This is a genomic window from Streptomyces atratus, from assembly GCF_014648655.1.
Classification (GTDB): domain Bacteria; phylum Actinomycetota; class Actinomycetes; order Streptomycetales; family Streptomycetaceae; genus Streptomyces; species Streptomyces atratus.
In genome coordinates this window covers 85,941-111,952 of sequence record NZ_BMRN01000024.1, presented here as the reverse complement: position 1 = coordinate 111,952, position 26,012 = coordinate 85,941, and the positions used below count along the sequence as shown (strand labels likewise).

The following is a 26,012-nucleotide window of genomic DNA, read 5'->3' as shown; positions in this document are numbered from 1 at the left end:
AGAAAAGGGGGCAGTGAGCGGGACACACCCGACCTCGTGGACCTCACACCGGCCGAGATTCGACGTCTGCTGGCAGTTGGACCCCACCGCCGTGCTCCGGACCGGGACCACGCGATGACGTGGTCCCACTGGCGTCGCCGCCACCAAGCACGCGCCCGCCGCTGCCACTACAAGCAGCGCGGCCACACCTTCGCGGGACGACCCGGCAAAGACCGCCCCACCCCCATTCCAGCCCACTACACTCCCCACACCCAAGCCGCTGACCAGCACGAATGAAGAAGTCCGGCTGGAGTACTAGGAGTTCTACCAACTGAACGGCCCGCCTGGGCGCCAAACCGATGACACAGCACGGTGAGTGGCCCAAGAGCCGCTCAGGAGCGATCGAGTGCGCTGACGTTGATGTCAGACACTGCAGTCACCACAACTTGCTGATCGATGAGGCCAAGCGCTTAGAAGGCACTTGGTGGGTTGGGTGTCATACCCCTGCTGACCTGCTCCTCTTCCCGTGCTTGGCGTCTCGTCGACCGCCCTTCGGCACGCATTCGACAGGCGGCAGAGGCCGGGCTAACAGCGCGTCTCGCAACCTTGGGCGGATAACAAAAGGCGTCCGGTGCGGTGCATCGCAAGGCGGCCGAACAGCGTCGCACTGGGCCGTACTCGGCTGATTGGCCAACGAAGCGAGGTGCCGGTGCCGTGCGTCGCGGGCATCGGAGATCTTCGACCTGTGATCATGGAGCGTTCGTTGAAGGTCCAGGTCGTGAGGCGCCGCCGGGTGACGCTCGCGGGAACGCGCTGTAGGTGATGTGGTGAACTGGTTGGCCTCGCTGCCGACGGTGGTATTGGTTGTTGGCTGGCTCTTCCTTGCCCTACTGGTCGCGGCCGTGGCGCGGGTCGGCGTCCGGGCGCTCGTACCGGTCGGGGAACAGGATCAGGTGCCCCAGATTGCCATGCCCCTGATGCCTACACTCGGCGCCGCCTTCGCGATCTTTGCGGCACTCTCGCTGGCCAGCGAGGCCAGCTACCTGCGCGCAGCAGAGCAGTTGGTGAGCGACGAGGCGGCCGCAGCCTCCCGCCTGGCGTGGTCGGCGACAAGTCCGCGAGTCCAGTCGGAGCCGATCCATTCGGCACTGCTGGACTACCTGCAGGCCACGCGTGTCAGGGAATGGGAGGGTGCGGCAGCGGCGTCCGGTGACGACCCGGCCACCGCTCACGCGATCGCGCGGCTGGAGCGGAGCGTGCGTGCCGAGGCGGCCCGGCCTGAGCTGGGAACCCCGGCAAGCACGGAGCTGCTGGTTTCCCTGGACAGCGTCACCAATAGTCGTCGCGCACGCGTTGCGGCTGCCTCGCGCGACGTACCCGCGCTCTACGTTGTCACGCTTGTGGTCGGCGGACTGGCCTTGATCGTGAACGCCGGCGCACTCACCTTCCGCAGCAGCCTGCGAACGTCACTGCTCGTTCTGGGCGTTGCGAGTGTGGTCGGGCTGAGCCTGGCGTTGCTCTTCGCACTCACCGCGCCCTGGAGTGGACCGATCACCGTGAGTGGGCATCCACTCGACGTCATCATCGGGGACCTGAAGTCCGGCTTCTTCGAAGGCGGGTCTTAGACGTCGTTTCACTTGGTGAGTCGGCGGTGGCAGATGAGGGTTGCGGCTATGCCGACGAAGGCGAGGAAGTGCTCGGGCTTGCGTTCATATCGACGGTGCAGGCGTCGGCAGCCGGCGAGCCAGGACACCGTTCGCTCGACGACCCAGCGGTGGCGGCCGAGCCGGGTGGAGGACTCGATGCCCTTGCGGGCGATCCGGTGGCGGATGCCGCGTTTGCGGAGCCATCGACGCAGGTGGTCGTAGTCGTAGCCCTTGTCCGCGTGCAGCTTGGCCGGTCGCCTGCGGCGGGGTCCGCGGCGGGACCGGATGGGAGGAATGCCGCGGACGAGCGGTTCCACTCCCTGGCTGTCGTGCATGTTCGCGCCGGAGATGCCCAGCGACAGCGGCAGCCCGCTCCGGTCAGTGATCAGGTGAATCTTCGATCCCAACTTGCCACGGTCGGTCGGATTCGGTCCGGTCAGCAGCCCCTTTTTGCCGCCCGGACGCTGACGGAGTCGATCGCGCACCGCGACCAGTCCAGCTCGCCCCGGGCACCGAGTTCGTCCAGGACGACGCGGTGGAGCCGGGCCCAGACCCGGTCCTGGCTCCACTGGGCGAACCTCCGGTAGACGGTCTGCCAGGCCGGGCCGAAAACCGGCGGCAGTTGCCGCCACGTACAACCCGAGGTGGCCACGAAGATGATCGCGGCCAGAGTCTCGCGGTCACCGGCCCGTCGTCGACCGCCGCCCTGAGGACGCTTTACCTCCGTGAGCGGCACCACCCGCCGGAACAGCACCCACAACTCACCCGGCACCAACCGCTCAACCAGATCCGTCATGCACTACTCAACGAGCGATCACGCCATAAGAAACGACGTCTTACTGGTGGGCTCTCCTATTCAACTGTCGCTGGTTCCCCCGAGGAACCCAGCCTGCTGGTGACCTTCCATGCTCTCCGGCGGCGTATCGGCTCCAGGGTTCGGCGGAAGATCGCTGACCGGCTGAGGGGGTCGTTAAAACCTGGTTGATACAGCCCGGGTCGGCGCTCCTCGGGCTGATCTCTGGCCTGGACCGTGAGGTGATCAGTGACCGTAGGGTTCAGGGAGCGGCGGGAACCTGCCACGTGGCGCGAACAAGCTTGTTTGAAAGGGGGATTGAGATGGAAATCAGGAATGGGGAATCGGGACCATCACGCCACGACCCGGTGGGGTCGCCCAGTCCCGGAACCGGGGGCAGATGTGGACGCACGGGACAGCGCATCAGTACCGTCCGAGCAACCACCTCCGCAACCACCGCTTCCCCCGTACCCTTCGTTCCCACCACTTCCCCCTCAGGCGCCGCACCTCTCGCCACCGCCATCGGGCAGTCGGGCGTCCCGGGCGGCTGGAGCGCTTGTCCGGTTGATTAAGTCCAGTCGCTGGTACTGGCGTTGGGGCGCCCTGGCGCTGGTCATGGTGCTCGTCGCCGGTCTGATGACCTTTGTGCTCTGGCCACGCGAGAAGACGCCCCCGCAGCTGGCCTCGGCGGCCACGAAGAGCCTGCGCGCCTGGCGAGGGGTCACCTATGCGGGGACCACGGTGAACGGCAACGGCGCGATCATCGGCTTCCGTCTGACGGTCGCCCGCGACGGCACTACTTACGGAACCCTGAGCCGTGACTCCGGGGCATACGCGGAGCTCGCTGTGAGCCCCGAGCGAACCCTTCTGCGCGGCAACAGCCAGTGGTGGTTCGAGCACGAGCCGGGCAGCGCCGAAGCGCTGGCCAACACCTGGGTGGCCGACCCGCCGCAGGGGGTGATCGGCCTGGCCGAGCTGTCCCGGATGACTCCGACGGCGCTCGCCGACGCCCTCTCGGGCCAGGACACCGACGGTCCGTCCGGGCGGCCGTCCAGGTGGCGCCAGAGCGGGGCCACGTCGGTGAACGGCCGTCCGGCGAAGGTACTGACCGACGGCACCCTGCGCATCGTGGTGAGTGCGTCCCCTCCGTACCAGCCGCTCTCGGTCGGCCTGCCGGGTTCCGCTGGATCTCAAGGAGCCGCCACACCCGCACCTGCGCCGGACGCCTCGGATGCGCGCACTGCCGTCTTCCGCTCCGGCCCGCAGGACGGTGCCGCACGGTCCGCGGGCCATGTGCAGTCCGCAGGTCACGTGCCGGCGGCGGCCGGTGAGCCCGCGCCCGCCCCTGCCCTGTCGTCCGCAGTCAGCGAGCCCGACAAGGCCCAGGTGCAGAGCACAACGGAGAACGTACGCCGGGTCGACACCTCGCACGAGCAGGCCGAACCGCTGAGCCAACGTGTGGCGGCCCAGACGGACGTGGCCGTACAGCTCACGGCATCGTTCTGCAGCACTCCGAGCTGCCCGGCCACCGTGAACGTGACCAACCAGGGCACCGCTCCGGCCAGCGGCACGGTGATAGTGACCGTAGCCGGACAGACGCCCCTGAACAGTCCTGTTTCCGTGCCCCCCGGCGGAAACCGCACGCTGACAGCGACGGCGACGAATACGGCACCGCCCGGCCAGACGATCCCGGTGAGCTGGTCCGCGGCCTTCTACGAAGTGAGCGTCATGGGCGACGACCCGGCGCTCGTCAAACGGCTGATGGGCCGCGGTTTCCAGCTCAATGAGGCACTGGGCGACCAGCGGGCCAACGACAGCAAGGGCAAGCCCGTCCTGCAGCTCCTCGACGCCATGACAGCCGACATCGGTCCGCGGACCAGCCCCGAGGTCCGCAAGAGCCGGCTCAGCAATGTCGGCAAGACGGTGGCCAATCTGGAGCAGCAGGGAGCGTTCGAGCCGTTCTACGACCTGGCCGTGAACACCGACAACCTGAGAGTTTCCGGCGAGAGCGGCATTGCCGAACTGGCAGCCAAGACAGCCCAGCTCTCCGTCTCCGACCGGCGGACGCTGCACTATGCGAGCGATCTGGCGCGCGCGGGGAACAAGGTCGTCTGGGGCAACACCTACAAACCCGAGGGTTCCACGGACGGGTACAAGGCCGACCTCCAGAACCTGACCGGCAAACAGACCATCCAGCGCAAGGCCGTGTCCGGGGGCACGGACGCGGTCGTGAACGACTTCGCGGCGGCGATCAACGAACTCTCCGGTACCGGAGTGGTCCCGCCCGGCTTCGACAAGGTCGCCTGGATCGACATCGACCCGAACGCCTCCACCCTCCTGGCCGGCAGTGACCGGCAGGCACTGGCGAAGGAGTTCAAGAAGCTCAAGCTCGACAAGTACTGCAACGGCGCGGGCGGCCCCGCTTTCGACGCGGCCGTGTTCACCACCTATCCGCCCGGCCCGGACGGCACCCCGCAGCGCACGAACAGCGTGTTCACCTGCAACGAACTGCTGAGCAGTGCCGTCGACCACCACAAGTACATCCAGGACGAGATGGTCTGGAAGGCCAACAACGACCCGGTCTGGTACTCCGCCAACTACAAAATCGACGGCCGCCGAAAGAGCGAGACCACCACGGAGAACGGCGTCACGCTGCCGAAACTCGCCAAGGACAACGAGAACCACTGGATCTCCAAGAACAAGCTGCCCTCGGCCCCCGGAGTGAAGCTGTCCCCCAAGACGCTCGTCGACCCGGGCTCGGTCGGTGACAGAAAACGGAGCGACCTGCTCAACAAGATCGCCGACCATCGCAAGACGTCCGTGGATCTCACCAACGCGGAGCTGAAGTTCAACAGGCATGGGACCGCGGCCAATGGGCGGACACGCGACAAGGCACTGAAGCACTACCGGAAAGAACTAGGCGTCACGCCCAACAACAGCCGCATATCCGAGCGGCTCGGCGAGAGCGCGGCACGCTACCACGTCGTTCCGGAAAAGTTCCCGGGAGCCCAGTGGATTCCCCTGCCCAAAACCCCCAATGGTGCCGATATGTTCGACCAGCTGTACCGGCTCAGGGACGGCACGCTGCTCATCGTCGAGGCCAAGGCGCCATCGAGCGAACCCGGTTGGCGTCAGGGGAAGGGCCGCCATAAGAACAAGATGGTCCAGCAGGGGACCAGGGAGTACGTGGAGACGATCATCGAGGCGATGAAGGAGCGTGCAACGAAGTCCCCACGGGACGGCAAGCTGGCGCACGACCTGGAGGAGGCGCTGGACCACGGCAAGCTCCGCCACGTCCTCGTGAAGGCCAAGGATGGCGGCAGCTCCTACGCGGGTGCCACCCTGCAGGAATGCGTCATCTACTAGCCCGGCGCTGCGGGCAAGCCCTGGCTGCAATGGCGCGGCGTGCCCCACGCGTTTCCCACGTACCGCGCAAACGTGGCCCCTCGTCGACGTGGACAAACTTCGACCCGGCTCGCCTGGCCTACGTTCCGCCGGCAGAACGTAGGCCATCACGTCGGCGGCAGAGACCGGCCGTCACGGCGACGACGCACGACCACCGGGGCCGGGCCAGCCGCAACGGCGGCCTGCAGGCGAGCTGAGCAGGCCATCGCGCCGGACGGCACTGCCTCACCGCTGCAAAACCGGTTCCCCCGCCCGGCCGACCCGAAGAGGCCCAAGTCTCCCGGTGCGCGTCAAGCCGGCGATCGCTGCGGCGCACACCACGCCCACGATGCACAACACGAGCCAGGGCAGACGCGGTTGCTCAGTAGAGGCATCCCACACGGCGCCGGTCGCAAGGTTCCCGACGGTGATTCCGACGCCCGAGATCGTGTTGTACAGGCCGTAGTGGGTGGCTACCAGCCGCTCGCCGGAGAACGCGACAACGGTATCCATCTCGAACGGATACACCAGGGCCGTACCGAGGGCGAGCAGGGCGGCCGCAAGGAACAGCGGTGCCAGGGCCACTGCCCGGATGAGCAGACCATCGCCCCGGGGCGGCGCGCCCGCGACAAGGAGCGGTGCGAAGGCGCCGCCCATCAGCGTCAAGCCGTAGACGACGGACCGGCCCGGAGACCAACGCGCCCGCGCCCAAGCGGTGATGCGCAGTTGTCCGGCCGCGGCAACACCCGCCGATACGGCGAAGAGCACCGTGCTGACACCGTCCCCGCTCCCCGGGGCCACCCGCTGCGCCTGCAACGGCAGCGCCAGGTAGACCTGGAAGGACAGGATGTACGAACCGATCATCGCTGCGGAAAAGAGCAGGAAGGGGCGGTTGGACACCACGGTGCGCCAGTCGGCGAGCACTCCTTGGCGCCGCTCCTTCGCAGCCGGCGGGCGCCCGCGGTCGGGCAGGACCTTGACCTGTACGAGGGTGAGTCCGAGGAAGAGCAGTGCCGCCACCGCGCACACCAGCCGGAAATTCAGTGCGATCAGGGCAAGACCGATCAAGGGGCCGGCGAACATGCCCACTTGGTAGAAGACGTTGAACAGCGCGAACGCCTCCACCCGTCGCTCCCCCGCTTCCCGTGCGAGCAAGGCCCGCACAGCCGGGTTGAACAACGCCCCCGCGAAGCCCGTCAGCGCCGACGCGGCGATCAGCGCGGGCAGCGAGTCGACGAAACCGAGCAGTCCGAATCCGACGGTCCGCAGCACGCATCCGGCGGTGATCACGCTCTTGCAGCCGAGCCGGTCCGCGAGCGTGCCGCCGATGAGGAACATGCCTTGTTGGCTGAAGTTCCTTACGCCGAGCACGAGTCCGACCGCCCAGGCTGCCATGCCCAGGCCACCCGAGAGGTGGATCGCAAGGTAGGGCATGAGCATGTAGAACGCCGTGTTGATGGTGAACTGCTGGACCATCAACAGCCGTACGGCACCGTCGAAGGAGCGGAACTGCCGGGCGAGCTCCCTCATCGTGTGGCCTCCTCGTCGGCGCGGGGCGCGGTGATGTTCACACAGCGCGTCCAGCGCTCCACGACGCGCTCGCCGGGATGGGCGATCTCATCGGGGTCGTCAGCCGGCCGGCGTGAGAGGAGGTCGTGCGTGCGGCAGTAGTCGTCGTTGTAGACCGTGTCCCAGTAGCGGTGGACTCCGTCGGGGAAGATCGCCGCGATGCGGGTGCCCGGGGTGAGGGTGCGGGCGAGCCAGCCGGCCACCAGCGCAACGGCGCCGACGCTCCAGCCGCCGCTCGCGCAGTGATGCCTCGCCAGCTGTCGGGCCGCCCGGACCGCCTCGTCCGGTGCGACCCAATGGGCCTCGTCGAAGGCGGCGTGGTCGACGTTGCGGGGATAAATGCTGCTGCCCAGGCCCCGCATCAGGCGGACACCGGCGGGCTGGCCGAAGATGGTGGAACGCACCGAGTCGACGCCGACCAGCCGCACGCCCGGCGAGATCGCGCGCAGGGCGCGGGCGGTCCCGGCCGAGTGCCCGCCCGTTCCGACGGCGGCCACCAGCACGTCCACCCGGCCGAGCTGTACGGTGAGTTCGAGGGCGAGATTCGCGTACGCCGCCGGGTTGTCCGGGTTGTGGTACTGGTCGGGGCACCAGGAGCCCGGATGAGCGGCGAGCAGGGAGCGGACGCGGTCCCTGCGCGCCTGCTGCCAGCCGCCGGCCGGACTGGGTTCTGCCACCACCTCCACCCGGGCGCCGAGAGCGCGGAGCTGGTGGACCATGAGCGGTTCCATGCCGGGGTCGGTGACCAGAGTGACCGGATGGCCGTAGGTGATGCCCGCGAGCGCGAGACCGAGTCCGAGCGTCCCGCTGGTGGACTCGATGACGGGCGCTTCGGGCCGGAGCTCTCCGCGTGCACGGGCAGCCGCAACCATGTGAAGGGCCGGGCGGTCCTTGATGCCGCCGGGATTGGCGCCCTCCAACTTGGCCCAGAAGCCTCGGCCGGCGGGAGTGAACGGGCTTCCGACCCAGAGGACCGGGGTGTTGCCCACCATGCCGGCGGGCGTGCGGCGGGGCGCACCTGCCGGTTCGGGGAGTTCGTGTGCCGCCACGAAGGCGTGCACGTCGTCGGTGGAAATGCTGCGCATGGCAGCGGTCATGGCAACCTGGTCTTTCCACGGCCGCGAACCGGGTCGGGGCCGTCGCGTGAGAGCGGTACGGGTACGGGCGGCTCGTGCGGGCGGTCGCGGGAGCGGCCGGGCGCACCGAGCCGTTTCACGTACGGCTGACGCAGACCAGACGCAGCAGAGAGAATCCCGTGGGGCATGGCGGCCCGTCGGCTGCGAGACCGACGGGACGACGCCACGGCAGACTCGAGAGGCCCGCCTCCATGAGCCCCCACGCTGCCAGAGTGAGCAGCAGCGCCGCCAGGAAGGGAAGCCCGGAGCGCGTCGGCGCCTCGACCAGGAGCACCGCCGAATCACAGCATCCGCCGGGAGTCGCTGGATGATGCCCGGTCTCGGACACGTCGCGGTCGATGGTTTGCGCCGTGTCCGACACGGGCTCCATGTCGCGCACATGGGGGGCGGCTGCGGGCAGCGGACCGCTGAGCAGCGACACGTGGTGTCCGTCCTGCGCCTGCACACCACATGTCAGCACGTGGGCCACGGCGGCGATCGCCAGGCTCAGGAGCAGAGTGATGACGAGGCGGCGAACACCCGGCCCCGGGGCAACAAAGGACGGCACGCCCCCGACCGTATCGCCGAACAGGAAGCAATGCGCATTTATAGGTAGGTAAGGGTGAAATATGCCATCAAGACGGTACGAGCAACGCAAATCTGCTAGGGAACTCAGCCGGTGAGCCCAGCGGTGCGCTCCGCGTGCGTCTTCCTCAGCTCGGTCATCGCCCAATACGCCGGCCCGCTCCGGGTGTTCTGCCTCAGCACCCTCATAGCCTGATCGCCCCGACGCCGCGCGTGATCACCGGTTCGGGCCCGGGCCCCTCATCGTCCCGGGGCTGTTCGCTCTCGCCGCAGGCATGGTCCGGCTGCGTTTCGCCCGCCCCGACGGGACTTCCCCGACACTGCCGGTCTGTGTGCGGAACACTCGTCGCCTGTCGGATGAGTCCGAGTGCGTGACCGGCTCATGAGGCATCGATGACGGTGACCGGTTGGGTGCGTCCTTCATTGCGCGGCTCCGCCCATGTGGACAATGCGGTGCGGCATGCGTGGTCAAGGTGCCGCAGGCCCGTCAGGTCGATTTCCACACTGCGGTTTCGGGGCAGTGCCTCCAACGCGTCCAGCATCTTCGGCAGTCGCAGAAAGGTGGCGTTGCCGATCATGTACACCTTGACCGGCCCATTGCCCTGATCGGACACCTCCAAGCGCAGGTGGGAGGTGTCCCAAGCGGTCTTTGCCACGGCGAACGCCAAACCGATCAGCACGCCTTCGAACATGTTGACCACGACGATCGAGGCTGCCGTTGCTACGAGGATCACGGCCTCTCCGCGTTGTTCGCGCCACAGTCCGCCCCATTCCCTGACGGGGATCAGCTTGCCGCCCGAGTAGATCAGAACCCCTGCCAGTGAGGCGAGCGGCACCGCGGAGAGGGCGGACGGCAGGATCGCAGCGAACAGCAGCAGCCAGACGCCGTGCAGTACACGGGAAGCCTTGGTGTGCGCACCTGCCTGGACGTTCGCCGCGCTGCGCACGATGACTGCCGTCAACGGCAGGGCGCCGAGCATCCCGCAGACCGTGTTTCCGACGCCCTGGGCAATCAACTCCTTGTCGTAGTCGGTACGCGGCCCGTCGTGCAGTCGGTCCACAGCCGCCGCGCCGAACAGGCTTTCCGCCGAGGCGATCAGGGCAAAGGCGAGCACCGTGCCGACCGTACTCACCCCGGCCAACTGCCCCAGGGCGTCTGCGGTCGGAGGCTGGATGGCCTCGAACACCCCCTGTACTTCGACCTTCGCCACAGGGGCGTCGGACAGAACCGCCAGTCCGGTGGCCAGACCGACTCCGGCGAGCGGAGACGGTACTCGTCGTACAGCGTGCGGCAGATGTCTCCACACGGTCATCACCGCGATGGTTGTGGCCCCGAGTGCGAGTGCGGCCTGTGCCTCGAAAGAGCCCACTGCTCCCGCGAACAGTCCCGGTAGGCCGATGATCTTCGCCGGGCCTGTACTCGGTGCCGTCGCGTCCGCCATCGCGTAGAGCTGACCGGCGATCAGCACGAGCCCGATTCCGGCGAGCATTCCTTGTACGACGGAGACAGAGACTGCCCGGAACCATCCTCCGATGCGTGCCAGGCCCATGGCCAGCTGCAGTACGCCTGCCGCCAGGACAATCACCCCCAAGGCGGTGATGCCATAAGCGCTGACCGCCTCGTGGACCAGCACGGTCAGGCCGGCCGCCGGGCCACTCACCTGCAGGCTGCTGCCGGGCAGGCAGCCGACCACCAGTCCGCCGACAATGCCGGTGACGAGGCCGAGTTCAGCCGGAACGCCGGACGCAGTCGCCACTCCGACGCACAGGGGAAGCGCCACGAGGAAGACAACGACGGACGCCGCCACCTCACGCCCCGCCGCTGCGGCGCGCGTCTTAGCGACTGCGGGGTCGTCCCCCCTGCCTCTGGGGTGCCGATCGCGGCCGGGTGGGCGGGTGCCGGTCACGACGCGAGAAACGCGTCTTCGTGCAGCCGATGGGCAAGCACGGTACCGATGTGGATTTCGTAGCACCACGCGCGCAGTTGTATGCGCCTCACCTTGTGGTACGGGATGATGCCGTCCGCCCTTGCCGGACGGGCCGGGTAATCGTCGCGTCGAAGGGGTGGACGGCGAAGGACGCGGGCGTGATCGATGAAGGATTGCATGTCAGGCGGGTGTCCCCAATGCGCCCGGGGCGCGTCTGTGACTTGGGTGAATGCACCCCGGCAGAAGGAACCGCTGCGGCGCACGCCGCTGGGCCCGCTCACCGCCGGGAAGCAGTCAGAGGCGGGGTTCGGGTGAGCCGTCCCCGATGGGGTCGTGGCGGCGCAATGTGACACACCAGGGGTGCCGCGTGACCACAACCCGGCGCCACCACCCGGACGGCGCCTTCGTAGGGCGCGGTGCCTGTGGCAGCGGACCGGGGCCGTGAACGGACCCATCGCCGAGTGGAGATGGGGCGATGTTCACGGGCGGGGCGGATGAGGTGACTTTCCGGGCGGCCTCGGCGCGTACCAACGCGCCCATGGCCGCAAAGACGTCTGCGGGCATGACGGAGTGCTCCTGCGCAGTCGATGAGCGTCAACTACTGTGACGGCAGGCCTCTTCCGTGGTGCCCCGCCCACTGTGGCAGGCACATCGAAGAGGCCGGGTTCGCTCAGCAGCGCAGGGCGCATCCTGAGGAGAACCCGGCAGCGACCGCGGCTGCGGCAGGCGCGGGCCTTGCGGGCCCCCTGCCCGCCCCTGCATCCCGGCGGACCGCGTGCGACATGACAGAGGAAGCACCCACGAGGTCGGCAGCATGCTTCGGCTTACCGATGGAAGTCGAACCCACTCGCCAGCCATGACCGCCCGCGTGACCTCCGGAGTCCGGGACGGCGGACCCCACTGCGGGGAGAGCGGCACTGTCGATGTCCTCGGTCACGGTCTGGACAGTGCGCCCTTCCAGGCCGATGTGCGAGGACGTCGGCTGCTGCCAGGCCGGGAGTGATACGGCGTGTGCCAGCGTCGCCAGAGTGATCAGCGTGATCGCACAGAGGGCACGGGACAGCAGGCGCATCGCATTGCCGCTGCTGGGCACCATGTGCACACCTCCCGCCGGACTCCGGATCACCAGACAACCCCACCAGTGCTTCTGATGGCACTGCAAATGAGCTGTACGGTGTCGAATTCACCCGGACGGCGAATCACCGGACGCGCACTGGATCAGCGATGCCGTCCGCGGCCCGTAGTAGTTGTCCGCGTGGAGTCCGCCCCGTCCAGGCAGCCGATGTTGACGACGTGACCGAACGACGCGGGTCGCGGGGAGGCAGTCGACGAAGGTCTGCTCGTCCGCGTGATCGGGGCGTGAACCGTTCAGGGGCGTACGAGGACCTTCAGTGCCTCGCGGTCTGCCATGGCGTGGTAGCCGCCAGGCACCTGGTCCAGGCCGACAGTGCGGTCGAGGACGCGGCCCGGCTCGATCCTGCCTGCCGGGACGACGGGCAGGAGAAGAACGACGTAGGTCCGCGCCGGGGCAACACCACCGGTGAGGGGACGTTGCGCATGAAGAGGGGGAAGCCCGTCGTCACCCGCTCGTACTGCGGGGCGCCCACCCGGCCGGGATCGCCACGCACTCCACATGATGCGTCATCGGGACCACGTCCGGACGGCAGGCAACGTGATCCTGGACAGCATGTCCATCACTGCGATTGTGCGGAGTAAACCGTACGGCTGCGGTGTTGTCGCTGATCGGAACCGATTCGTGGAAATGAGAGTCGGGCGGAACTGGAGGCATGGCCGTGCACGGTGAGTACAAGGTCCCCGGCGGCAAGCTCGTCGTGGTGGATCTCGATGTCGAGGGCGGGGCACTGCGCAACGTGCGGGTGGCCGGGGACTTCTTCCTGGAGCCGGACGAGGCGATCCTCACGATCGACGCGGCGCTGGAGGGCGCCCCTGCCAACACCGATACCGCCGGTCTCACCGCCCGGATCGACGCGGCGCTCCCCGCCTCGACCGTGATGCTCGGCCTCACCTCCGAGGGCGTCGCCGTCGCCGTTCGCCGAGCCCTCGCGCACGCCACCGAGTGGAGCGACTACGACTGGCAGCTCATCCATGAGGCCCCGCAGTCCCCCGCACTCCACATGGCCCTCGACGAGGTCATCACCGCCGAGGTCGCCGCGGGCCGACGTCCGCCGACGCTCCGGGTGTGGGAGTGGGCCGCGCCCGCCGTGATCATCGGCAGCTTCCAGTCCTTGCGCAACGAGGTCGACCCGGCAGGCGCCGAACGCCACGGCATCACGGTCGTCCGCCGCGTATCCGGTGGTGGGGCCATGTTCGTGGAGCCCGGCAACACCATCACGTACTCGCTCTCCGTCCCGGAGTCCCTCGTCTCCGGCCTCTCGTTCGCCGACAGCTACGCCTATCTCGACGACTGGGTGCTCGGTGCTCTCGGCGACATGGGCATCAAAGCCTGGTACCAGCCGCTCAACGACATCGCGACCGACATCGGGAAGATCGCCGGAGCCGCCCAGAAGCGCATCGTGGGCCCCGACGGCGGGCCCGGCGCCGTGCTGCACCACGTGACGATGTCCTACGACATCGACGCCGACAAGATGCTCGATGTCCTGCGCATCGGCAAGGAAAAGATGTCCGACAAGGGCACCAGGAGCGCCAAGAAGCGCGTCGACCCCCTCCGTCGGCAGACCGGCCTCCCTCGCCAGACCGTCATCGACAACATGATCGAATCTTTTCGGAAACGCCACGGCCTCACCCCCGGCAAGGTAACCCCTGAGGAGATGGCCCGGGCCGAGGAACTCGTACGCACCAAGTTCGGTACATCCGAGTGGACGGCCCGGGTGCCCTAGCCCCCTGGGACTGTCCAGGGGCTGCGACGCGACCTGACGGAGATTGCTGCCCGGCTGACCGTCTTCCCGCCCGAGCCTGCATGTGGGCCCATCCGCACCGGTGCACCGTCGACGCGGCGGAACTGAACGCGCTGACCAGGAAACCGCCGACCCACCCGTGGCTCGGTTCGTCCACGATCACTTCCGGGCGGTCCGGCGTACGGATGGTCGCCAACCTGCAGACACTCGCCGGGCCACTGCGCGTCATGGAACAGCCGGCCGCACTCTCCCCGTCACTGCGCGAAACACGGACCGCCGGCCCCGCGGTCAAGCTCCACACCCGATGGCTCGGCGGACCCGACCGGTTCACCGATGACATCTGCAACCCGTACGCCGTACTCGCCCCGCAACTCATCGCGCGGGTGGGCGGTGGCTGACCTGCTGCCGGTGCCGTAAAAGGCTTCCCCCGAACGTCCTCACGTTCCCGTCACCGGCAGTTCCTGCTCGGTCCAGATGATCTTGCCTTCGGGCGTGTAGCGGGTACCCCAGCGGTGGGTGAGCTGGGCTACGAGGAAGAGCCCGCGACCGCCCTCGTCCGTGGTCCTGGCGTGGCGCAGCCGGGGTGAGGTGCTGCTGGCGTCGGAGACCTCGCAGATCAGGACGGACTGGCGCAGCAGCCTCAGCCGGATCGGGCCGGTGGCGTGGCGCAGCGCGTTGGTGACCAGCTCGCTGACGATCAGCTCGGTCGTCATCTGAAGCTCCTCCAGGCCCCAGGTCCTCAGCAGTCGGGCCGTCCGGGCCCGGACGCCCGCGACGGCTGCCGGGTCGGCGGGTACCTCCCATGAGACGACGTGGTCGGCGCTCAGTTCGTGGGTGCGGGCGAGGAGCAGGGCGACGTCGTCGGGCTGCGGCACGGGAAGCAGCTGCTCCACGACCGTCGCGCACAGCGTGTCGAGCGGGAGTCCGCGCTGGGCCAGGGCACCGCCGAGGCGGGACATCCCGAGGTCGGCGTCCCGGTCCCTGCCTTCGATGAGACCGTTGGTGTAGAGGGCGATCAGGCTGCCCTCCGGCAGCTCGATCTCCGCTGTCTCGAAGGGCAGACCGCCCAGGCCGAGCGGGGGGCCTGCGGGCAGTTCGGGGAAGTTGACGCGCCCGTCCGGGGAGACGACGACGGGGGGCGGGTGGCCGGCGCGCGCCATCGTGCAGAGCTGGGTGACCGGGTCGTAGACGGCGTACAGACAGGTGGCGCCCAGCACGGTCGTGCCGCTCGACCCACCCTCGGGTTCCTCGTCGCTCAGGCGGATCACGAGGTCGTCGAGGTGGGCCAGCAGTTCATCGGGGGGAAGGTCCATGTCGGCGAGGGTGTGCACCGCGGTGCGGAGCCGGCCCATGGTCGCTGCGGCGCTGATGCCGTGTCCGACGACATCGCCGACGACCAGGGCGACCCGGGCGCCGGACAGCGGGATCACGTCGAACCAGTCGCCCCCGACACCGTCCTTGGCATCCGCCGGGAGGTACGAGGAGGCCACGTCCAGGGCCATGCCTCCGGGCAGCGTGTGCGGGAGCAGGCTGCGCTGCAGGGTGAGCGCGGCGGCGTGCTCGCGGGTGTAACGGCGTGCGTTGTCCACGCACACCGCCGCCCGTGCCACCAGGTCGCGGGCCGGAAGCACGTCGTCCGGCTCAAAAGGGGCCGGGTTCACCGATCGTACGAAGGTGGTCAGGCCGAGCACTGTGTCCCGGGCCCGCATGGGAACGGCGATGAGGGAGTGGAGACCGAACTCGCGGATGGTCGCTTCCCTGGCGGGTTGTTCGGCCGCCCACAGATGCCTGACGGTGTCGAGGGCCGGGATCAGGACGGGTTCGCCGTCGCTGAGGAAACGGACGTCGTGGGGCGGGGGCAGGGAATCCACCCGTTCCCCGATCCGGTAGACCGCCTCCGGGCAGCCCTCCCGCACCGAGCTCATCCCTGCCCGGCGCATCGTCGGCCGGGACGACGCGGCACCGCCACCGGAGCGAGCGGCTCCTCCCGTACCGGAAGGCACCGTGCCCGAAGGCCATGGGCCGGGCTCCTCGGGGCTGGCGACCGGCTCCAGGAGGTCGACGGCGACGAAGTCGGCGAACCGCGGCACCGCGAAGTCGGCCAGCTCCTGAGCCGTGCGCATCACGTCCAGGGTGGAGCCGATGCTGGCTCCGGCGTCGTTGACCAGGGCCAGGCGCTGCTGGGCCTTCCACCGGTCGGTGACGTCCAGGACCATGTAGCAGATGCCGGTGACGGTGCCGTCGGCGTCGGCCAGGGGGAAGAACGACGTGGAGTAGGCGCGCTCACGGTGCGGATCGGCCCAGCTCCAGCCCCGGTACTCGAAGTCGATGACGGGAACCCCGGTGTCCAGCACACGGCGCATCAGGGGTTCTATGGCGTCGGTCTCCAGTCCCGGGAGCACTTCGCCCATCCGGCGGCCCACGCGCTGCTCTCGCGGGACGCCGCCGATGCGTTCCAGGGTTTCGTTCATCCAGACGTAGCGCAGCTGCGGGCTCATCACCGCCATACCGATCGGCGAGCTGGTCAGGAAGGCGTCGAGCACCGACTGCCCGACCGTCCCCACCGGTCGCCGTTCGCGTGCGGAGACCAGGAAGCACTCCCGGCCGTCCAGGTGGAACGAGGCCGAGATCCGTAGATCCACTTCGATCCGCCCGCCGTCGCGCCGCCGCACGTCGGCGACACCGCTCCACCCCACGCCCGCACGGCACCGCTCGGCGATCCTCGCCACTCTCACCGGGTCCTCGGGCATTGCGAGGAGGAAACCGGCGGACCGGCCGACCACCTCGGCGGCGCGGTACCCCAGCAGGTCCTGTGCGCTGTGCGTCCAGCCGATGACCGTTCCGGTAGCGGACACCACCGCGGTCGCGTCGTTCGCCGTGTCGAAGGAGTGCTGGGGGGTCCTGGGCTGCGACGGCTCGGCTCCGGGCGCCGACTGCGGGCCTTCGGACGCCATACTGGTCACCACCCATCCACTCCGTTCCAGTCCATGATCCCGCCTACGGCGCTCCGGTGCGAACGTCCGCCACCGTGGACCGGACGGGCGGGGCTGCTGTCGCTCCGCCTTCAGGGGCGGGGTTCACGGGGTGCGACCATTGGTGAGGGCCTCCTGCACGATGCGGTACGCGGCCCGGTCGTTCCAGTGTTGCCGGCAGCGCGAGTGCGCCGGCCGCGTGACCGCGGCCACCTGCTGGGGCCGGGATGCGGCGGACGCGGTGGAGTTCTTCGTCTCCCGGACGCCGGGGCTCTCCGTCTCCGATGCCACCCGGGTCTCGATGACGGATGTGCTGGTGGCGCACGAGACCCCGGAGGGTGTGCTGATGCGGGCGGGGGTGTGGGTGGTCAGCGCCCGCCGCCCGGTCTGACCGAGGCAGGAGGGGCGGGGGGCCGGTGCTCGTACCAGCGGCGGTCGGCCTCCAGCTGGGCGGCGAGGGAGATCAGCCGTTCCTCGCTGCGGGAGGGGCCCAGCAGCTGGGCACCGACGGGCAGCCCGTCGGAGGTGAACCCGGCCGGTACGTTGATGCCGGGCCAGCCCAGTACGTTCCAGGGCCAGGCATACGGGCAGGCCTCGGCCATCGTCACATCGGTGCGCCAGGCGCTCAGCCCGTCGAACCTGCCGATCGGGGGCGGTGGCAGGGCGGTCGTCGGAGTGAGCAGTACGTCGTACCCGGCGCCGGCCCGGGACGTGTGGAAGAACGCTCCGATCCTGCGGTGCTGGCGCACCTCCCGCTCCCTGGCCGCGCGCACCACCCGGCCGCCCAGCCGGGTGCCGGTGCGCAGGGCGCTGCGGGTGCGCGGGTCCAGGAGGGCGGGGTCGGGGTGGCGGGCGGCGAGTTCGGCGATCCCGGCGGTGGCGCGGGGCACGAAGCCGAGGCCGATCAGTCCGTAGCGGGGTCTGGCCTCCTCGACGTCGTGGCCGAGGCGGGCGAGCGCCTCGGCCAGTGCGGTGACGGCCCTGCGCACATCGGGGTGGGGCGTGGAGCCGGTGAGGGTGAGCGGGGGGCGCCAGGCGACGGCGATGCGCAGTCTGCCCGGGTCGCGGCGGGCTGCGGCCGATGCCTCGACGGGGGGCGGGCGGTGCGGGTCGTCGGGGTGGGGTCCGGCGACCGCGTCGAGCAGCAGGGCGGCGTCGGCGACGGTCCTGGCCAGGGGGCCGTTGACGGTCAAGCCCTGAAAGGCGTCGCTGTGCGGGTGGACGGAGATCCGGCCGCGCTGCGGTTTGATGCCGACGAGATGGGTCCAGGCTGCGGGGATACGGACGGACCCCGCGCCGTCCGAGCCGAGCGCGGCGGGTACGAGCCCGGCCGCGACGGCCGCCGCCGAACCGCCGGACGAGCCGCCGGGGGTGTGTCCCGTGTTCCAGGGGTTGCGAGTGGCGCCGAAGGCCGCGCCCTCGGTGAACGGCCACTGGCCCAGCTCGCAGGAATTGGTCTTCCCCACGATCACGGCCCCGGCCGCCCGCAGCCTGCGTACGGCCTCGCTGTCGGCGGTGGCGGCGGGCAGATCGCCGTCGCAGCCGAAGTAGGTCGGCATCCCGACGACATCGGTGTCGTCCTTGACGGCGACCGGAACTCCGAGCAGGGGCAGCCGCTCCCCCGCGGCGAGCCGGCGGTCGGCCTCGGCGGCCTCGGCGAGTGCGGCCTCGGCGCGCAGGTGCCTGAACGCGTTGAGGGTGCCCTGGCTCGCTTCGATACGGCACAGGGAGGCGGACACCTGTTCGGTCGAGGTGGTACGGCCTTCGGCCAGCTCCAGTGCGCTGTCGGCCAGTCCGGTCGGGCCGGCCGGTTCGGTCGTTTCGACGGCTTCCGTTGAGGACATGGGCTGCCTGCCTTCCTCGTATCGGCAGGTGCGCGCGCCCGCACCTGTACGCCCGAACGAACTTACCGGAGGGTAACGAGTAGTGGGCGGTCCGCTCAACCGTTCGGCGGAGAGTGGCCGGAGGCTATCAGTGCCGCTTGCTACGTTCGCTGACGGAAGTGGACGGCAAAAGTACTGCTGGGGGGCGTGTGGAAGCGGAGTTCGAGGGAGAGTTCGAGACGCATCTGACGGTGCGGCTCGATCCACTCCCCGGTACGGGCGGCGGCGAGAGGGACGAGAGTGCCCGTCTGGAGCGCTGGGCGGAACGCAACGGCCTGAAACTCACCCGCATCGTCCTGGACCGCGGCGGGTTTCTCCGTCGTGCGGGTGAAGATCGAGGCCGCTCCGTGGAACGAGGACATACCGCGGACGGCCGACGAGGCGGCCGCGCTGTCCCCGTCTGCCATTTCGAGCACCACGTCAAGCCTGTTGCGCACCGTGCTCGGCCCGCACGCGGAGGGGTTCACGCCCAAAACGGTGCTGGACTGGCTGGTGGACTGGGCCGCTTTCCACGCCACCCATCCGTGGGCGGACAGCGATCCGGGCCGGCTGCGGGAGCGGTTGGCGGGTGCGCTTCCACGACTGCTGGAGCGGAGCGCCCGGCAGCGCTGAGGACCGGACCGGCCACCGGGGCCGGTGGCCGGTCCGGCGGCTCCCTCCGTCGCGCGACCCGCCCCGCTCCGACGTACGCTCAAATGGATCGGATCGCACACCTGAACAGGCCCTACGGGCCCTTCGAGGGAGGCGCCGTGACCGGCCAACTCATCGGCACACGCCGGGCCGCCCAGGCGGCGGTCCTCGTACTCGGACTCACCAGCGGCAGCGTCATCGGCGGTGGTGTGGCACGGGCGGACAACGGCATCGACACGCTCCCCGCCCAGCAGATCGCCGACCGGTCACGTGACGCGCTGCTGAGCGTCCATTCCCTGCACCTCAGCGCGCGTGGCCACTACGACAGCGGCAGCCCCGCGCCGACCCTGGATCTCACCCTGGACCGGGACGGCAACTGCAACGGTTCGGTGGACCTCGGCAACGATCAGGGGTCGGCCCGGATCGTGAAGCGCGGCGACGACGTCTGGGTGAAGCCGGATGCGAACTTCTGGAAGAGCCAGGTTCCCGGCGTCGGCTCGGCCTTCGCCGCAATCCTCAACGGGCGGTACATGAAGGGCTCGGCCGACGACCCGAGACTGCGCGAACTGGTGAGCGGCTGCGATCTCGACACCTTCCAGAAGCTGGTCAGCGACCACGCGGACAACGACCGTGGGACGCTGAACAAGGGCAGGAAGACCACGCTCGACGGGGCTTCGGTGGTACCGCTGACCAGGCTCAGAGACGGTTGGACGCTGACGACGTACGTCGCGGCAACGGGCAAGCCGTACCCGCTGAGGATCACGGTGCAGGGCGGTGGGGCGAGCGCGGTCATGGGCTTCTCGGCTTTCGACAAGCCGGTTCCCAGGGCCACTCCGCCACCGGATCAGACGTACGACATCAGCGCCCTGCTGAGTCGCCCGATGTCGCCGGTGTGACCCCGGACCGACCGCTGAGCACCACGTACAGCACCAGCGACGAGGCCAGCCCGACCGCCCAGCCGTAGTCCGCGAGCGGCTTGAGGAACGGGATCAGGCCGTCGGCCGGGAACGGGCCCGTGCCGGGGGCCGAGTGGGAGCCACCGATCGCCAGTACGCCGCCGACGGCGAACGCGACGACCGCCCGCCAGTTCCAGCCGTTCGCGTACCAGTAGCGGCCACCGGGACGGTACAGGTCCGCGAGGTCGAGCACGGTGCGGCGGACGATCCAGTAGTCGGCGATCAGAATGCCCGCGACCGTACCGAGCAGTCCGCCGACCAGACCGAGCCAGGTGAAGATGTACAGCTCGGGGGTCTCGGTGAGTTTCCACGGCATGATGAGAACGCCGACGACACCCGTGATCAGGGCGCCCGTACGGAAGTTGATGAGTTTGGGTGCGAGGTTCGCCAGGTCGTACGCGGGTGACACGACGTTCGCCGCGATGTTCACGGAGACCGTCGCGACGAGCACCGTGACCAGGGCGTAGAGCAGACCGAAGACATTGTCGGTCCTGGCGACGAGCTGGACCGGATCCCAGATCGCCTCCCCGTACACGGCCTGTGAGCCGGAGGTGACCAGGACCGATAGCAGGGCGAAGAGCGTCATCGTGGTCGGCAGGCCGAGCGACTGGCCCCAGATCTGGGCACGTTGACCGGCCCCGAAGCGGGTGAAGTCGGGGATGTTCAGGGAGAGCGTGGCCCAGAAGGCGATCATTCCCATCAGGGACGGGAAGAAGACCGGCCAGAAATCCTTGCCCCAGCCGAGCTCGGAGGGCTGGTCGAGCAGCGGGCCGAAGCCACCGGCCTTGACGGCGACCCAGACCAGAAGCACCACGGCGCCGACGATGACGAACGGGGCGGCCCAGTTCTCGAACCGTCGCAGGGTGTCCATCCCCCGGTAGATGATGGCGAGTTCGAGGGCCCAGAAGAGGATGAAGCAGAGCCAGAGCGTCCACGGCTGCCCGCCGATCTCGGACGCCTTCGCCCAGCCGCCGAAGATCTTCCCGAGCAGGGTGAAGACGCCGACGCCACCGATCCAGGTCTGGATGCCGAACCAGGCACAGGCCACCGCGGCCCGGATCAGCGCGGGCAGGTTGGCGCCGCGCAGACCGAAGGACGCTCGGGCCAGAACGGGGAAAGGGACGCCGTACTTGGGCCCGGCATGCCCGGTGAGCAGCATCGGGCCGAGCACGATCAGGTTGGCGAGCGCGATGGTGAGGACGGCCTGCTTCCAGTCCATGCCGAGGGCCACCAGGCCGGAGGCGAGCAGCCAGGACGGGATGTTGTGGGCCATGCCGACCCAGAGGGCGGCGAAGTTGTACGTCGTCCAGCGGCGCCGTTCCAGCGGAACGGGCAGCAGGTCCTCGTTGACGAACCGGTTGTCGGTGGGGACGGCGCCGGGGGCGAGTTCGACGCGGCCCGACGGGCCGGATATCCGGTCCTGCCGTGGAAGGGGTGGGGTGGGTGGGACGGTCGATGTCATGGCGGCTGGACCCTTCGCTCGGGAGCGGTGCCGTGCGGGGCGGGGCACGGGGCGTGCGTACAACCGTGGGACGGGGGTGCGTACAACGGTGGGACGGGGTGCGTACAACCGTGGGGCGGACGGGTCAGGTGGACAGGGCGGGGATGATCTCGGAACCGTAGGCGTCGATCGTCGCCTCGCGCGCGTCGTGCATGTTGTAGACGGCGAACTGGTCGACGCCCAGGTCGCGCAGGGCCCGGAGCTTCTCGATGTGTGCCTCGGCGGGGCCCAGCAGGCAGAACCGGTCGACGATCTCGTCCGGTACGAAGCTCGTGTCGGGGTTTCCGGCGCGGCCGTGGTGGCTGTAGTCGTAGCCGGACCGGCCGGCGATGTACGCGGTCAGTGCCTCGGGAACGAGTCCGGAGTGCTCGCCGTACCGGGAGACCAGGTCCGCGACATGGTTGCCGACCATGCCGCCGAACCAGCGGCACTGCTCGCGGGCGTGGTCGAGGTCGTCGCTCACATAGGCGGGGGCGGCGACGCAGATGGTCACGGAGTCCGGGTCGCGGCCCGCCCGTTCCGCCGTGTCCCGTACCGCCTTGATCATCCACTGGGTGAGGAACGGGTCGGCGAGCTGGAGGATGAAGCCGTCGGCCTTCTGCCCGGCGAGGGCGAGCGCCTTCGGGCCGTACGCGCCCATCCAGACGGGTAGTCTGCCGTCCTTCACCCAGGGGATCTGGACCCGCTGCCCGTCGACGGTTGCCTCCCGTCCCTCGGCGAGGTCGCGGATGACGTCGATGGCCTCGCCGAGACGGGCCAGGGTGTTGGGCTTGCGTCCCGCGACGCGCATCGCCGAGTCGCCGCGCCCGATGCCGCAGACGGTGCGGTTGCCGAACATGTCGTTGAGGGTGGCGAAGGTGGAGGCGGTGACCTCCCAGGTGCGGGTGCCCGGGTTGGTGACCATGGGGCCGACGACGAGGTGTTCGGTGTGTTCGAGAATCTGGCTGTAGATGACGAACGGCTCCTGCCAGAGCACCGCCGAGTCGAAGGTCCAGCCGTAGCGGAAGCCGTTGCGCTCGGCGCGGCGCATCAGGCCGACGACGGCCGAGGCGGGCGGGTCGGTCTGGAGGACGAGTCCGAAGTCCATGACGGTGCTCCTAGTCCAGGTACTGACAGGTGGCGCGCGGGGTGTACATTCCGTGGCCGGCCCGGCCGGTGAACTTCCTTCCGTCGATGACGACTTCACCGCGCGAGAGGACCGTTTCGACCTGGCCGGTGATGCGCTTTCCTTCGTATGCCGAGTAGTCGACGTTCATGTGATGGGTCTCGGCGGAGATGGTCTGTTCGGCCGCGGGGTCGTAGATGACCACGTCGGCGTCGGCGCCGGGGGCGATGGTGCCCTTCTTCGGGTAGAGGCCGAACATCCGGGCCGGGGAGGCGCAGGCGATCTCGATCCAGCGGCGGCGCGAGAGGTGACCGTCCACGACCGCCTGATGGAGGAGGTCCATCCGGTTCTCCACGCCGGGCATGCCGTTGGGGATCTTCGAGAAGTCGCCGCGGCCCATCTCCTTCTGTCCGGAGAAGCAGAAGGGGCAGTGGTCGGTGGAGACGACCTGGAGTTCGTTGTTCCTGAGGCCCCGCCAGAGTGCTTCCTGGTGTTCCTTGGGGCGCAGGGGGGTCGAGCAGACGTACTTCGCGCCCTCGAAGTCGGGCTCGGCGAGGTTGTCGGTGGAGAGGAAGAGATACTGCGGGCAGGTCTCGCCGAAGACGGGAAGTCCCTTGTGGCGGGCGGCGGCGACCTCGGCGACGGCCTCGTCGGCGGAGACATGCACGACATACAGCGGGGATCCGGCGACGCGGGCGAGCTGGATGGCGCGGTGGGTGGCCTCGGCCTCCAGCGCCACCTTGCGGACGTCGCCGTGGTAGCGCGGGTCGGTGCGACCCTCGGCCAGTGCCTGTTCGACGAGGACGTCGATGGCGATGCCGTTCTCCGCGTGCATCATGATCAGGCCGCCGTTGTGGGAGGCCCGTTGCATGGCGCGCAGGATCTGGCCGTCGTCGCTGTAGAAGACACCGGGGTAGGCCATGAACAGCTTGAAGGAGGTGACGCCCTCCGACACCAGCAGGTCCATCTCCTTGAGCGAGGACTCGTTCACATCGGAGAGGATCATGTGGAAGGCGTAGTCGATGGCACAGTTGCCGTCGGCCTTCGCGTACCAGGCGTCGAGCCCTTCGCGGACCGCGCGGCCCACGGACTGGATGGCGAAGTCGACGATCGTGGTCGTGCCGCCCCAGGCGGCCGCGCGGGTGCCGGTCTCGAAGGTGTCGGCGGCGTAGGTGCCGCCGAACGGCATCTCCATGTGCGTATGCGCGTCGACACCGCCGGGGATGACGTATTTGCCGGTGGCGTCGATCCTCCGGTCGGCGCTCCAGCTCTCGGCCGCGTCGGTGTCGTGCGCCGCGAGGGCGGCGATGCGGCCGCCCTCGATGAGTACGTCGGCATGGATTTCGTCGGACGCGGTGATGACGAGACCACCGTGGATGACGGTGCGGCTCATGTACCCCTCCTCACTCTGGCGGAACGGGTCTACGCACGTAGATGGGGTGCGTGGTGAAGAACGTAGAAGCGGGTTACCCACTGTGGCAATACCGCTGCGGCTAACCGCTGAAGACGTTTCTGTTTCACCCGCCTGGCACTCCACCGGCCCACAGCGCGACGCGACGCGACGCCGTTCCCGGGTGGGGAACTGCGCCGCGCCGTGTTGTATACGTGCGCCGCCGACGGCAAACGGGCAGGTAACGGGCGACGGTGGCGGTTGGCGTCCGGGCGACGGGTGACGGGTGACGGGTGACGTTCGAGGGGCCCTGGCTAGCGCTTGACGCGAATCAGCTTCTTGTTGGCGAACTCGTCCATGCCGTACCTGCCGAGTTCACGGCCGATCCCGGACCGCTTGATCCCTCCGAAAGGGAGCTCCGCAGCGGTACCGGGGGCGTCGTTGATGTACACCATCCCGGCTTCCAGACGGTCGGCGACTCGCAGTGCGTGCGCCTCGTCGTCGCACTGGACGACCGCGCCGAGGCCGTACGGGCTGTTGTTGGCGAGCGCGATCGCCTCTTCCTCGTCGGCCACTCGGTGGATGAGGGCGACGGGACCGAACAGTTCCTCGTGGAAGGCGCGCATCCGGTCGGTCACCCCTGTGAGGACCGTCGGCTCGTACCAGGCGCCGGGGCGGTCGATGCGGCGGCCTCCGGTGAGGACCGTCGCGCCGTGTGCCACCGCGTCGTCGACCTGGGCGGCGAGACCCTCGGCGGCGGCGACGGAGGAGAGCGGGCCCAGGAAGGTGGCCGGGTCGGTGGGGTCGCCGGGCTCGACCGCCCGCACCTCGGCGGTGAACTGCTCCACGAACGCGTCGTATTGCTCGTCGAGGACGATGATGCGCTTCGCGGCGTTGCAGGCCTGGCCGGCATTGCCGAACCGGCCGATGAACGCCTGCTGGACGGCGCGGGTCAGGTCGGCGCCGCCGAGCACGAGGAAGGGGTCGGAGCCGCCGAGCTCCAGTACGACCTTCTTCAGGTGCCTTCCGGCGATCTCGGCGACCGCGGCGCCCGCCCGCTCGGAGCCGGTCAGCGAGACGCCCTGCACCCGCGGGTCCGCGATGACGTCGGCCACCTGCTCGTCGGAGGCGAAGAGGTTGATGTACGCACCCCCGGGCAGGCCGGCGTCACAAAAGATCTGCTCCATGGCGAGCGCGGACGCGGGACACTGGGGGGCGTGCTTCAGCAGGATCGTGTTGCCCAGCATCAGATTGGGCGCCGCGAACCGGGCGACCTGGTAGTAGGGGTAGTTCCACGGCATGATCCCCAGGAGCGGACCGACCGCCTCCTTGCGGACGACGGCGGTGCCGCCCGCGACGACGGCCAGTTCCTCGTCGGCAAGGAGGGCGGCGCCGTTGTCGGCGTAGTAGCGGTAGATCGACACGACGATGTCGATCTCGATCCCGGCCTGCGTGACGGGCTTGCCCATCTCTTGAGTGATCAGAGCGGCCAGGTCGTCCTTGCGTTCGGCGTGCAGATCGGCGACGCGGTGCAGCAGGGCGGCCCGTTCCTCGGCGGGGCGCCCGCGCCAGCCGGTCTGCGCGGCGTCGGAGGCGGCCAGGGCCTGGGCGATCGATGCGTCGGTGGCCGGTGGATAGTGCCGGACCGTTGCTCCGGTGGCCGGGTCGACGATGGCGTACTGAGTGGTGGTCATGGTGTG

At 69.2% G+C, this 26,012-nt stretch carries 20 protein-coding genes and 1 pseudogene; 8 read left to right on the top strand and 13 right to left on the bottom strand.

The window, feature by feature from the left end; all coding sequences use genetic code 11:
* Together IEZ15_RS45165 and IEZ15_RS29370 are read left to right on the top strand one after the other, a co-directional pair.
* Nucleotides 1-276: pseudogene (locus tag IEZ15_RS45165) on the top strand (hypothetical protein); the annotation flags it as partial.
* Between the two features lie 530 nt (nucleotides 277-806).
* The gene (locus IEZ15_RS29370) at nucleotides 807-1,604 is read left to right on the top strand and encodes a bestrophin-like domain (protein ID WP_189280085.1); all 798 of its coding nucleotides are present in this window, start codon (nucleotides 807-809) and stop codon (nucleotides 1,602-1,604) included.
* Nucleotides 1,605-1,612: 8 nt separating this feature from the next.
* Here the strand turns inward: IEZ15_RS29370 and IEZ15_RS29365 are convergent.
* Nucleotides 1,613-2,421, bottom strand: a protein-coding gene (locus IEZ15_RS29365; RefSeq protein WP_229846163.1) for an IS5 family transposase whose coding sequence is annotated in 2 segments (ribosomal slippage) — nucleotides 1,613-2,074 and nucleotides 2,077-2,421 — 807 coding nt in all. Because the reading frame shifts where the segments join, the coding sequence is not laid out codon by codon here.
* A gap of 561 nt (nucleotides 2,422-2,982) precedes the next feature.
* On the opposite strand from IEZ15_RS29365, the gene IEZ15_RS29360 reads away from it, so the two are divergent.
* Nucleotides 2,983-5,784: a hypothetical protein gene (locus IEZ15_RS29360; RefSeq protein WP_189280083.1), complete on the top strand. Its 2,802-nt coding sequence runs from the start codon at nucleotides 2,983-2,985 to the stop codon at nucleotides 5,782-5,784.
* A gap of 264 nt (nucleotides 5,785-6,048) precedes the next feature.
* Here the strand turns inward: IEZ15_RS29360 and IEZ15_RS29355 are convergent, their stop codons facing one another.
* The 5 genes from IEZ15_RS29355 to IEZ15_RS29335 all read right to left on the bottom strand — a co-directional run bounded on the left by IEZ15_RS29355 (nucleotide 6,049) and on the right by IEZ15_RS29335 (nucleotide 12,095).
* Entirely contained in the window at nucleotides 6,049-7,332 is a 1,284-nt protein-coding gene (locus IEZ15_RS29355; protein WP_189280082.1) for an MFS transporter, read from the bottom strand.
* The gene (locus IEZ15_RS29350; protein ID WP_373302635.1) at nucleotides 7,329-8,456 is read right to left on the bottom strand and encodes a PLP-dependent cysteine synthase family protein; all 1,128 of its coding nucleotides are present in this window, start codon (nucleotides 8,454-8,456) and stop codon (nucleotides 7,329-7,331) included. Before IEZ15_RS29350 ends, IEZ15_RS29355 begins: the two co-directional genes overlap by 4 nt.
* Nucleotides 8,457-8,583: 127 nt before the next feature.
* Nucleotides 8,584-9,054 (bottom strand): hypothetical protein, encoded by a 471-nt coding sequence (locus IEZ15_RS29345; RefSeq protein WP_189280081.1) that lies wholly within the window; start codon nucleotides 9,052-9,054, stop codon nucleotides 8,584-8,586.
* A 397-nt stretch (nucleotides 9,055-9,451) separates the two neighbouring features.
* Nucleotides 9,452-10,828, bottom strand: a complete 1,377-nt coding sequence (locus tag IEZ15_RS29340) for a SulP family inorganic anion transporter (protein WP_308427453.1) — start codon at nucleotides 10,826-10,828, stop codon at nucleotides 9,452-9,454.
* Nucleotides 10,829-11,669: 841 nt separating this feature from the next.
* Complete coding sequence (locus IEZ15_RS29335) at nucleotides 11,670-12,095, bottom strand: hypothetical protein (RefSeq protein WP_189280079.1); 426 nt, start codon at nucleotides 12,093-12,095, stop codon at nucleotides 11,670-11,672.
* 697 nt (nucleotides 12,096-12,792) lie between these two features.
* Here IEZ15_RS29335 and lplAB point away from each other — a divergent pair.
* Together lplAB and IEZ15_RS29325 are read left to right on the top strand one after the other, a co-directional pair.
* Nucleotides 12,793-13,857, top strand: coding sequence for a lipoate-protein ligase LplAB (lplAB, locus tag IEZ15_RS29330; RefSeq protein WP_114249393.1), 1,065 nt, complete (start codon nucleotides 12,793-12,795; stop codon nucleotides 13,855-13,857).
* An 80-nt stretch (nucleotides 13,858-13,937) separates the two neighbouring features.
* Entirely contained in the window at nucleotides 13,938-14,273 is a 336-nt protein-coding gene (locus IEZ15_RS29325; protein WP_189280078.1) for a hypothetical protein, read from the top strand.
* 39 nt (nucleotides 14,274-14,312) lie between these two features.
* On the opposite strand, the gene IEZ15_RS29320 is transcribed toward IEZ15_RS29325, so the two are convergent.
* The gene (locus IEZ15_RS29320; protein WP_189280093.1) at nucleotides 14,313-16,829 is read right to left on the bottom strand and encodes a SpoIIE family protein phosphatase; all 2,517 of its coding nucleotides are present in this window, start codon (nucleotides 16,827-16,829) and stop codon (nucleotides 14,313-14,315) included.
* A 217-nt stretch (nucleotides 16,830-17,046) separates the two neighbouring features.
* Here IEZ15_RS29320 and IEZ15_RS29315 point away from each other — a divergent pair, with 217 nt between their 5' ends.
* Entirely contained in the window at nucleotides 17,047-17,238 is a 192-nt protein-coding gene (locus tag IEZ15_RS29315) for a hypothetical protein (RefSeq protein ID WP_189280077.1), read from the top strand.
* On the opposite strand, the gene IEZ15_RS29310 is transcribed toward IEZ15_RS29315, so the two are convergent.
* On the bottom strand, nucleotides 17,216-18,691 hold the full coding sequence (locus tag IEZ15_RS29310) for an amidase (RefSeq protein ID WP_189280076.1): 1,476 nt from the start codon (nucleotides 18,689-18,691) through the stop codon (nucleotides 17,216-17,218). The genes IEZ15_RS29315 and IEZ15_RS29310 overlap by 23 nt on opposite strands.
* A gap of 140 nt (nucleotides 18,692-18,831) precedes the next feature.
* On the bottom strand, nucleotides 18,832-19,137 hold the full coding sequence (locus tag IEZ15_RS29305) for a hypothetical protein (protein WP_189280075.1): 306 nt from the start codon (nucleotides 19,135-19,137) through the stop codon (nucleotides 18,832-18,834).
* Between the two features lie 22 nt (nucleotides 19,138-19,159).
* Here IEZ15_RS29305 and IEZ15_RS29300 point away from each other — a divergent pair, with 22 nt between their 5' ends.
* Nucleotides 19,160-19,342 carry a hypothetical protein gene (locus tag IEZ15_RS29300; protein ID WP_189280074.1) on the top strand — a complete coding sequence of 61 codons (183 nt, stop codon included), beginning with the start codon at nucleotides 19,160-19,162 and terminating at the stop codon, nucleotides 19,340-19,342.
* Nucleotides 19,343-19,479: 137 nt separating this feature from the next.
* On the top strand, nucleotides 19,480-20,256 hold the full coding sequence (locus IEZ15_RS29295; RefSeq protein WP_189280073.1) for a hypothetical protein: 777 nt from the start codon (nucleotides 19,480-19,482) through the stop codon (nucleotides 20,254-20,256).
* Here the strand turns inward: IEZ15_RS29295 and IEZ15_RS29290 are convergent.
* The 4 genes from IEZ15_RS29290 to IEZ15_RS29275 form a co-directional block, all read right to left on the bottom strand.
* The gene (locus IEZ15_RS29290) at nucleotides 20,219-21,778 is read right to left on the bottom strand and encodes an NCS1 family nucleobase:cation symporter-1 (RefSeq protein ID WP_189280072.1); all 1,560 of its coding nucleotides are present in this window, start codon (nucleotides 21,776-21,778) and stop codon (nucleotides 20,219-20,221) included. The two genes, IEZ15_RS29295 and IEZ15_RS29290, sit on opposite strands and share 38 nt — an antisense overlap.
* 124 nt (nucleotides 21,779-21,902) lie before the next feature.
* Nucleotides 21,903-22,904, bottom strand: coding sequence for a TIGR03842 family LLM class F420-dependent oxidoreductase (locus IEZ15_RS29285; protein WP_189280071.1), 1,002 nt, complete (start codon nucleotides 22,902-22,904; stop codon nucleotides 21,903-21,905).
* Between the two features lie 10 nt (nucleotides 22,905-22,914).
* Complete coding sequence (hydA, locus tag IEZ15_RS29280) at nucleotides 22,915-24,315, bottom strand: dihydropyrimidinase (protein ID WP_189280070.1); 1,401 nt, start codon at nucleotides 24,313-24,315, stop codon at nucleotides 22,915-22,917.
* Nucleotides 24,316-24,626: 311 nt separating this feature from the next.
* Nucleotides 24,627-26,006, bottom strand: a complete 1,380-nt coding sequence (locus tag IEZ15_RS29275; protein WP_189280069.1) for an NAD-dependent succinate-semialdehyde dehydrogenase — start codon at nucleotides 26,004-26,006, stop codon at nucleotides 24,627-24,629.
* Nucleotides 26,007-26,012: the final 6 nt, after the last annotated feature.

What these genes read in the sequence shown, in the direction of transcription:
- IEZ15_RS29355 (WP_189280082.1), bottom strand. Translation starts at nt 7,332, where the DNA reads ATGAGGGAGCTCGCCCGGCAGTTCCGCTCCTTCGACGGTGCCGTACGG.
- IEZ15_RS29350 (WP_373302635.1), bottom strand. Translation starts at nt 8,456, where the DNA reads ATGCGCAGCATTTCCACCGACGACGTGCACGCCTTCGTGGCGGCACAC.
- IEZ15_RS29335 (WP_189280079.1), bottom strand. Translation starts at nt 12,095, where the DNA reads ATGGTGCCCAGCAGCGGCAATGCGATGCGCCTGCTGTCCCGTGCCCTC.
- IEZ15_RS29325 (WP_189280078.1), top strand. Translation starts at nt 13,938, where the DNA reads ATGTGGGCCCATCCGCACCGGTGCACCGTCGACGCGGCGGAACTGAAC.
- IEZ15_RS29320 (WP_189280093.1), bottom strand. Translation starts at nt 16,829, where the DNA reads ATGGCGTCCGAAGGCCCGCAGTCGGCGCCCGGAGCCGAGCCGTCGCAG.
- IEZ15_RS29310 (WP_189280076.1), bottom strand. Translation starts at nt 18,691, where the DNA reads ATGTCCTCAACGGAAGCCGTCGAAACGACCGAACCGGCCGGCCCGACC.
- IEZ15_RS29305 (WP_189280075.1), bottom strand. Translation starts at nt 19,137, where the DNA reads ATGGCAGACGGGGACAGCGCGGCCGCCTCGTCGGCCGTCCGCGGTATG.
- IEZ15_RS29290 (WP_189280072.1), bottom strand. Translation starts at nt 21,778, where the DNA reads ATGACATCGACCGTCCCACCCACCCCACCCCTTCCACGGCAGGACCGG.
- IEZ15_RS29285 (WP_189280071.1), bottom strand. Translation starts at nt 22,904, where the DNA reads ATGGACTTCGGACTCGTCCTCCAGACCGACCCGCCCGCCTCGGCCGTC.
- hydA (WP_189280070.1), bottom strand. Translation starts at nt 24,315, where the DNA reads ATGAGCCGCACCGTCATCCACGGTGGTCTCGTCATCACCGCGTCCGAC.
- IEZ15_RS29275 (WP_189280069.1), bottom strand. Translation starts at nt 26,006, where the DNA reads ATGACCACCACTCAGTACGCCATCGTCGACCCGGCCACCGGAGCAACG.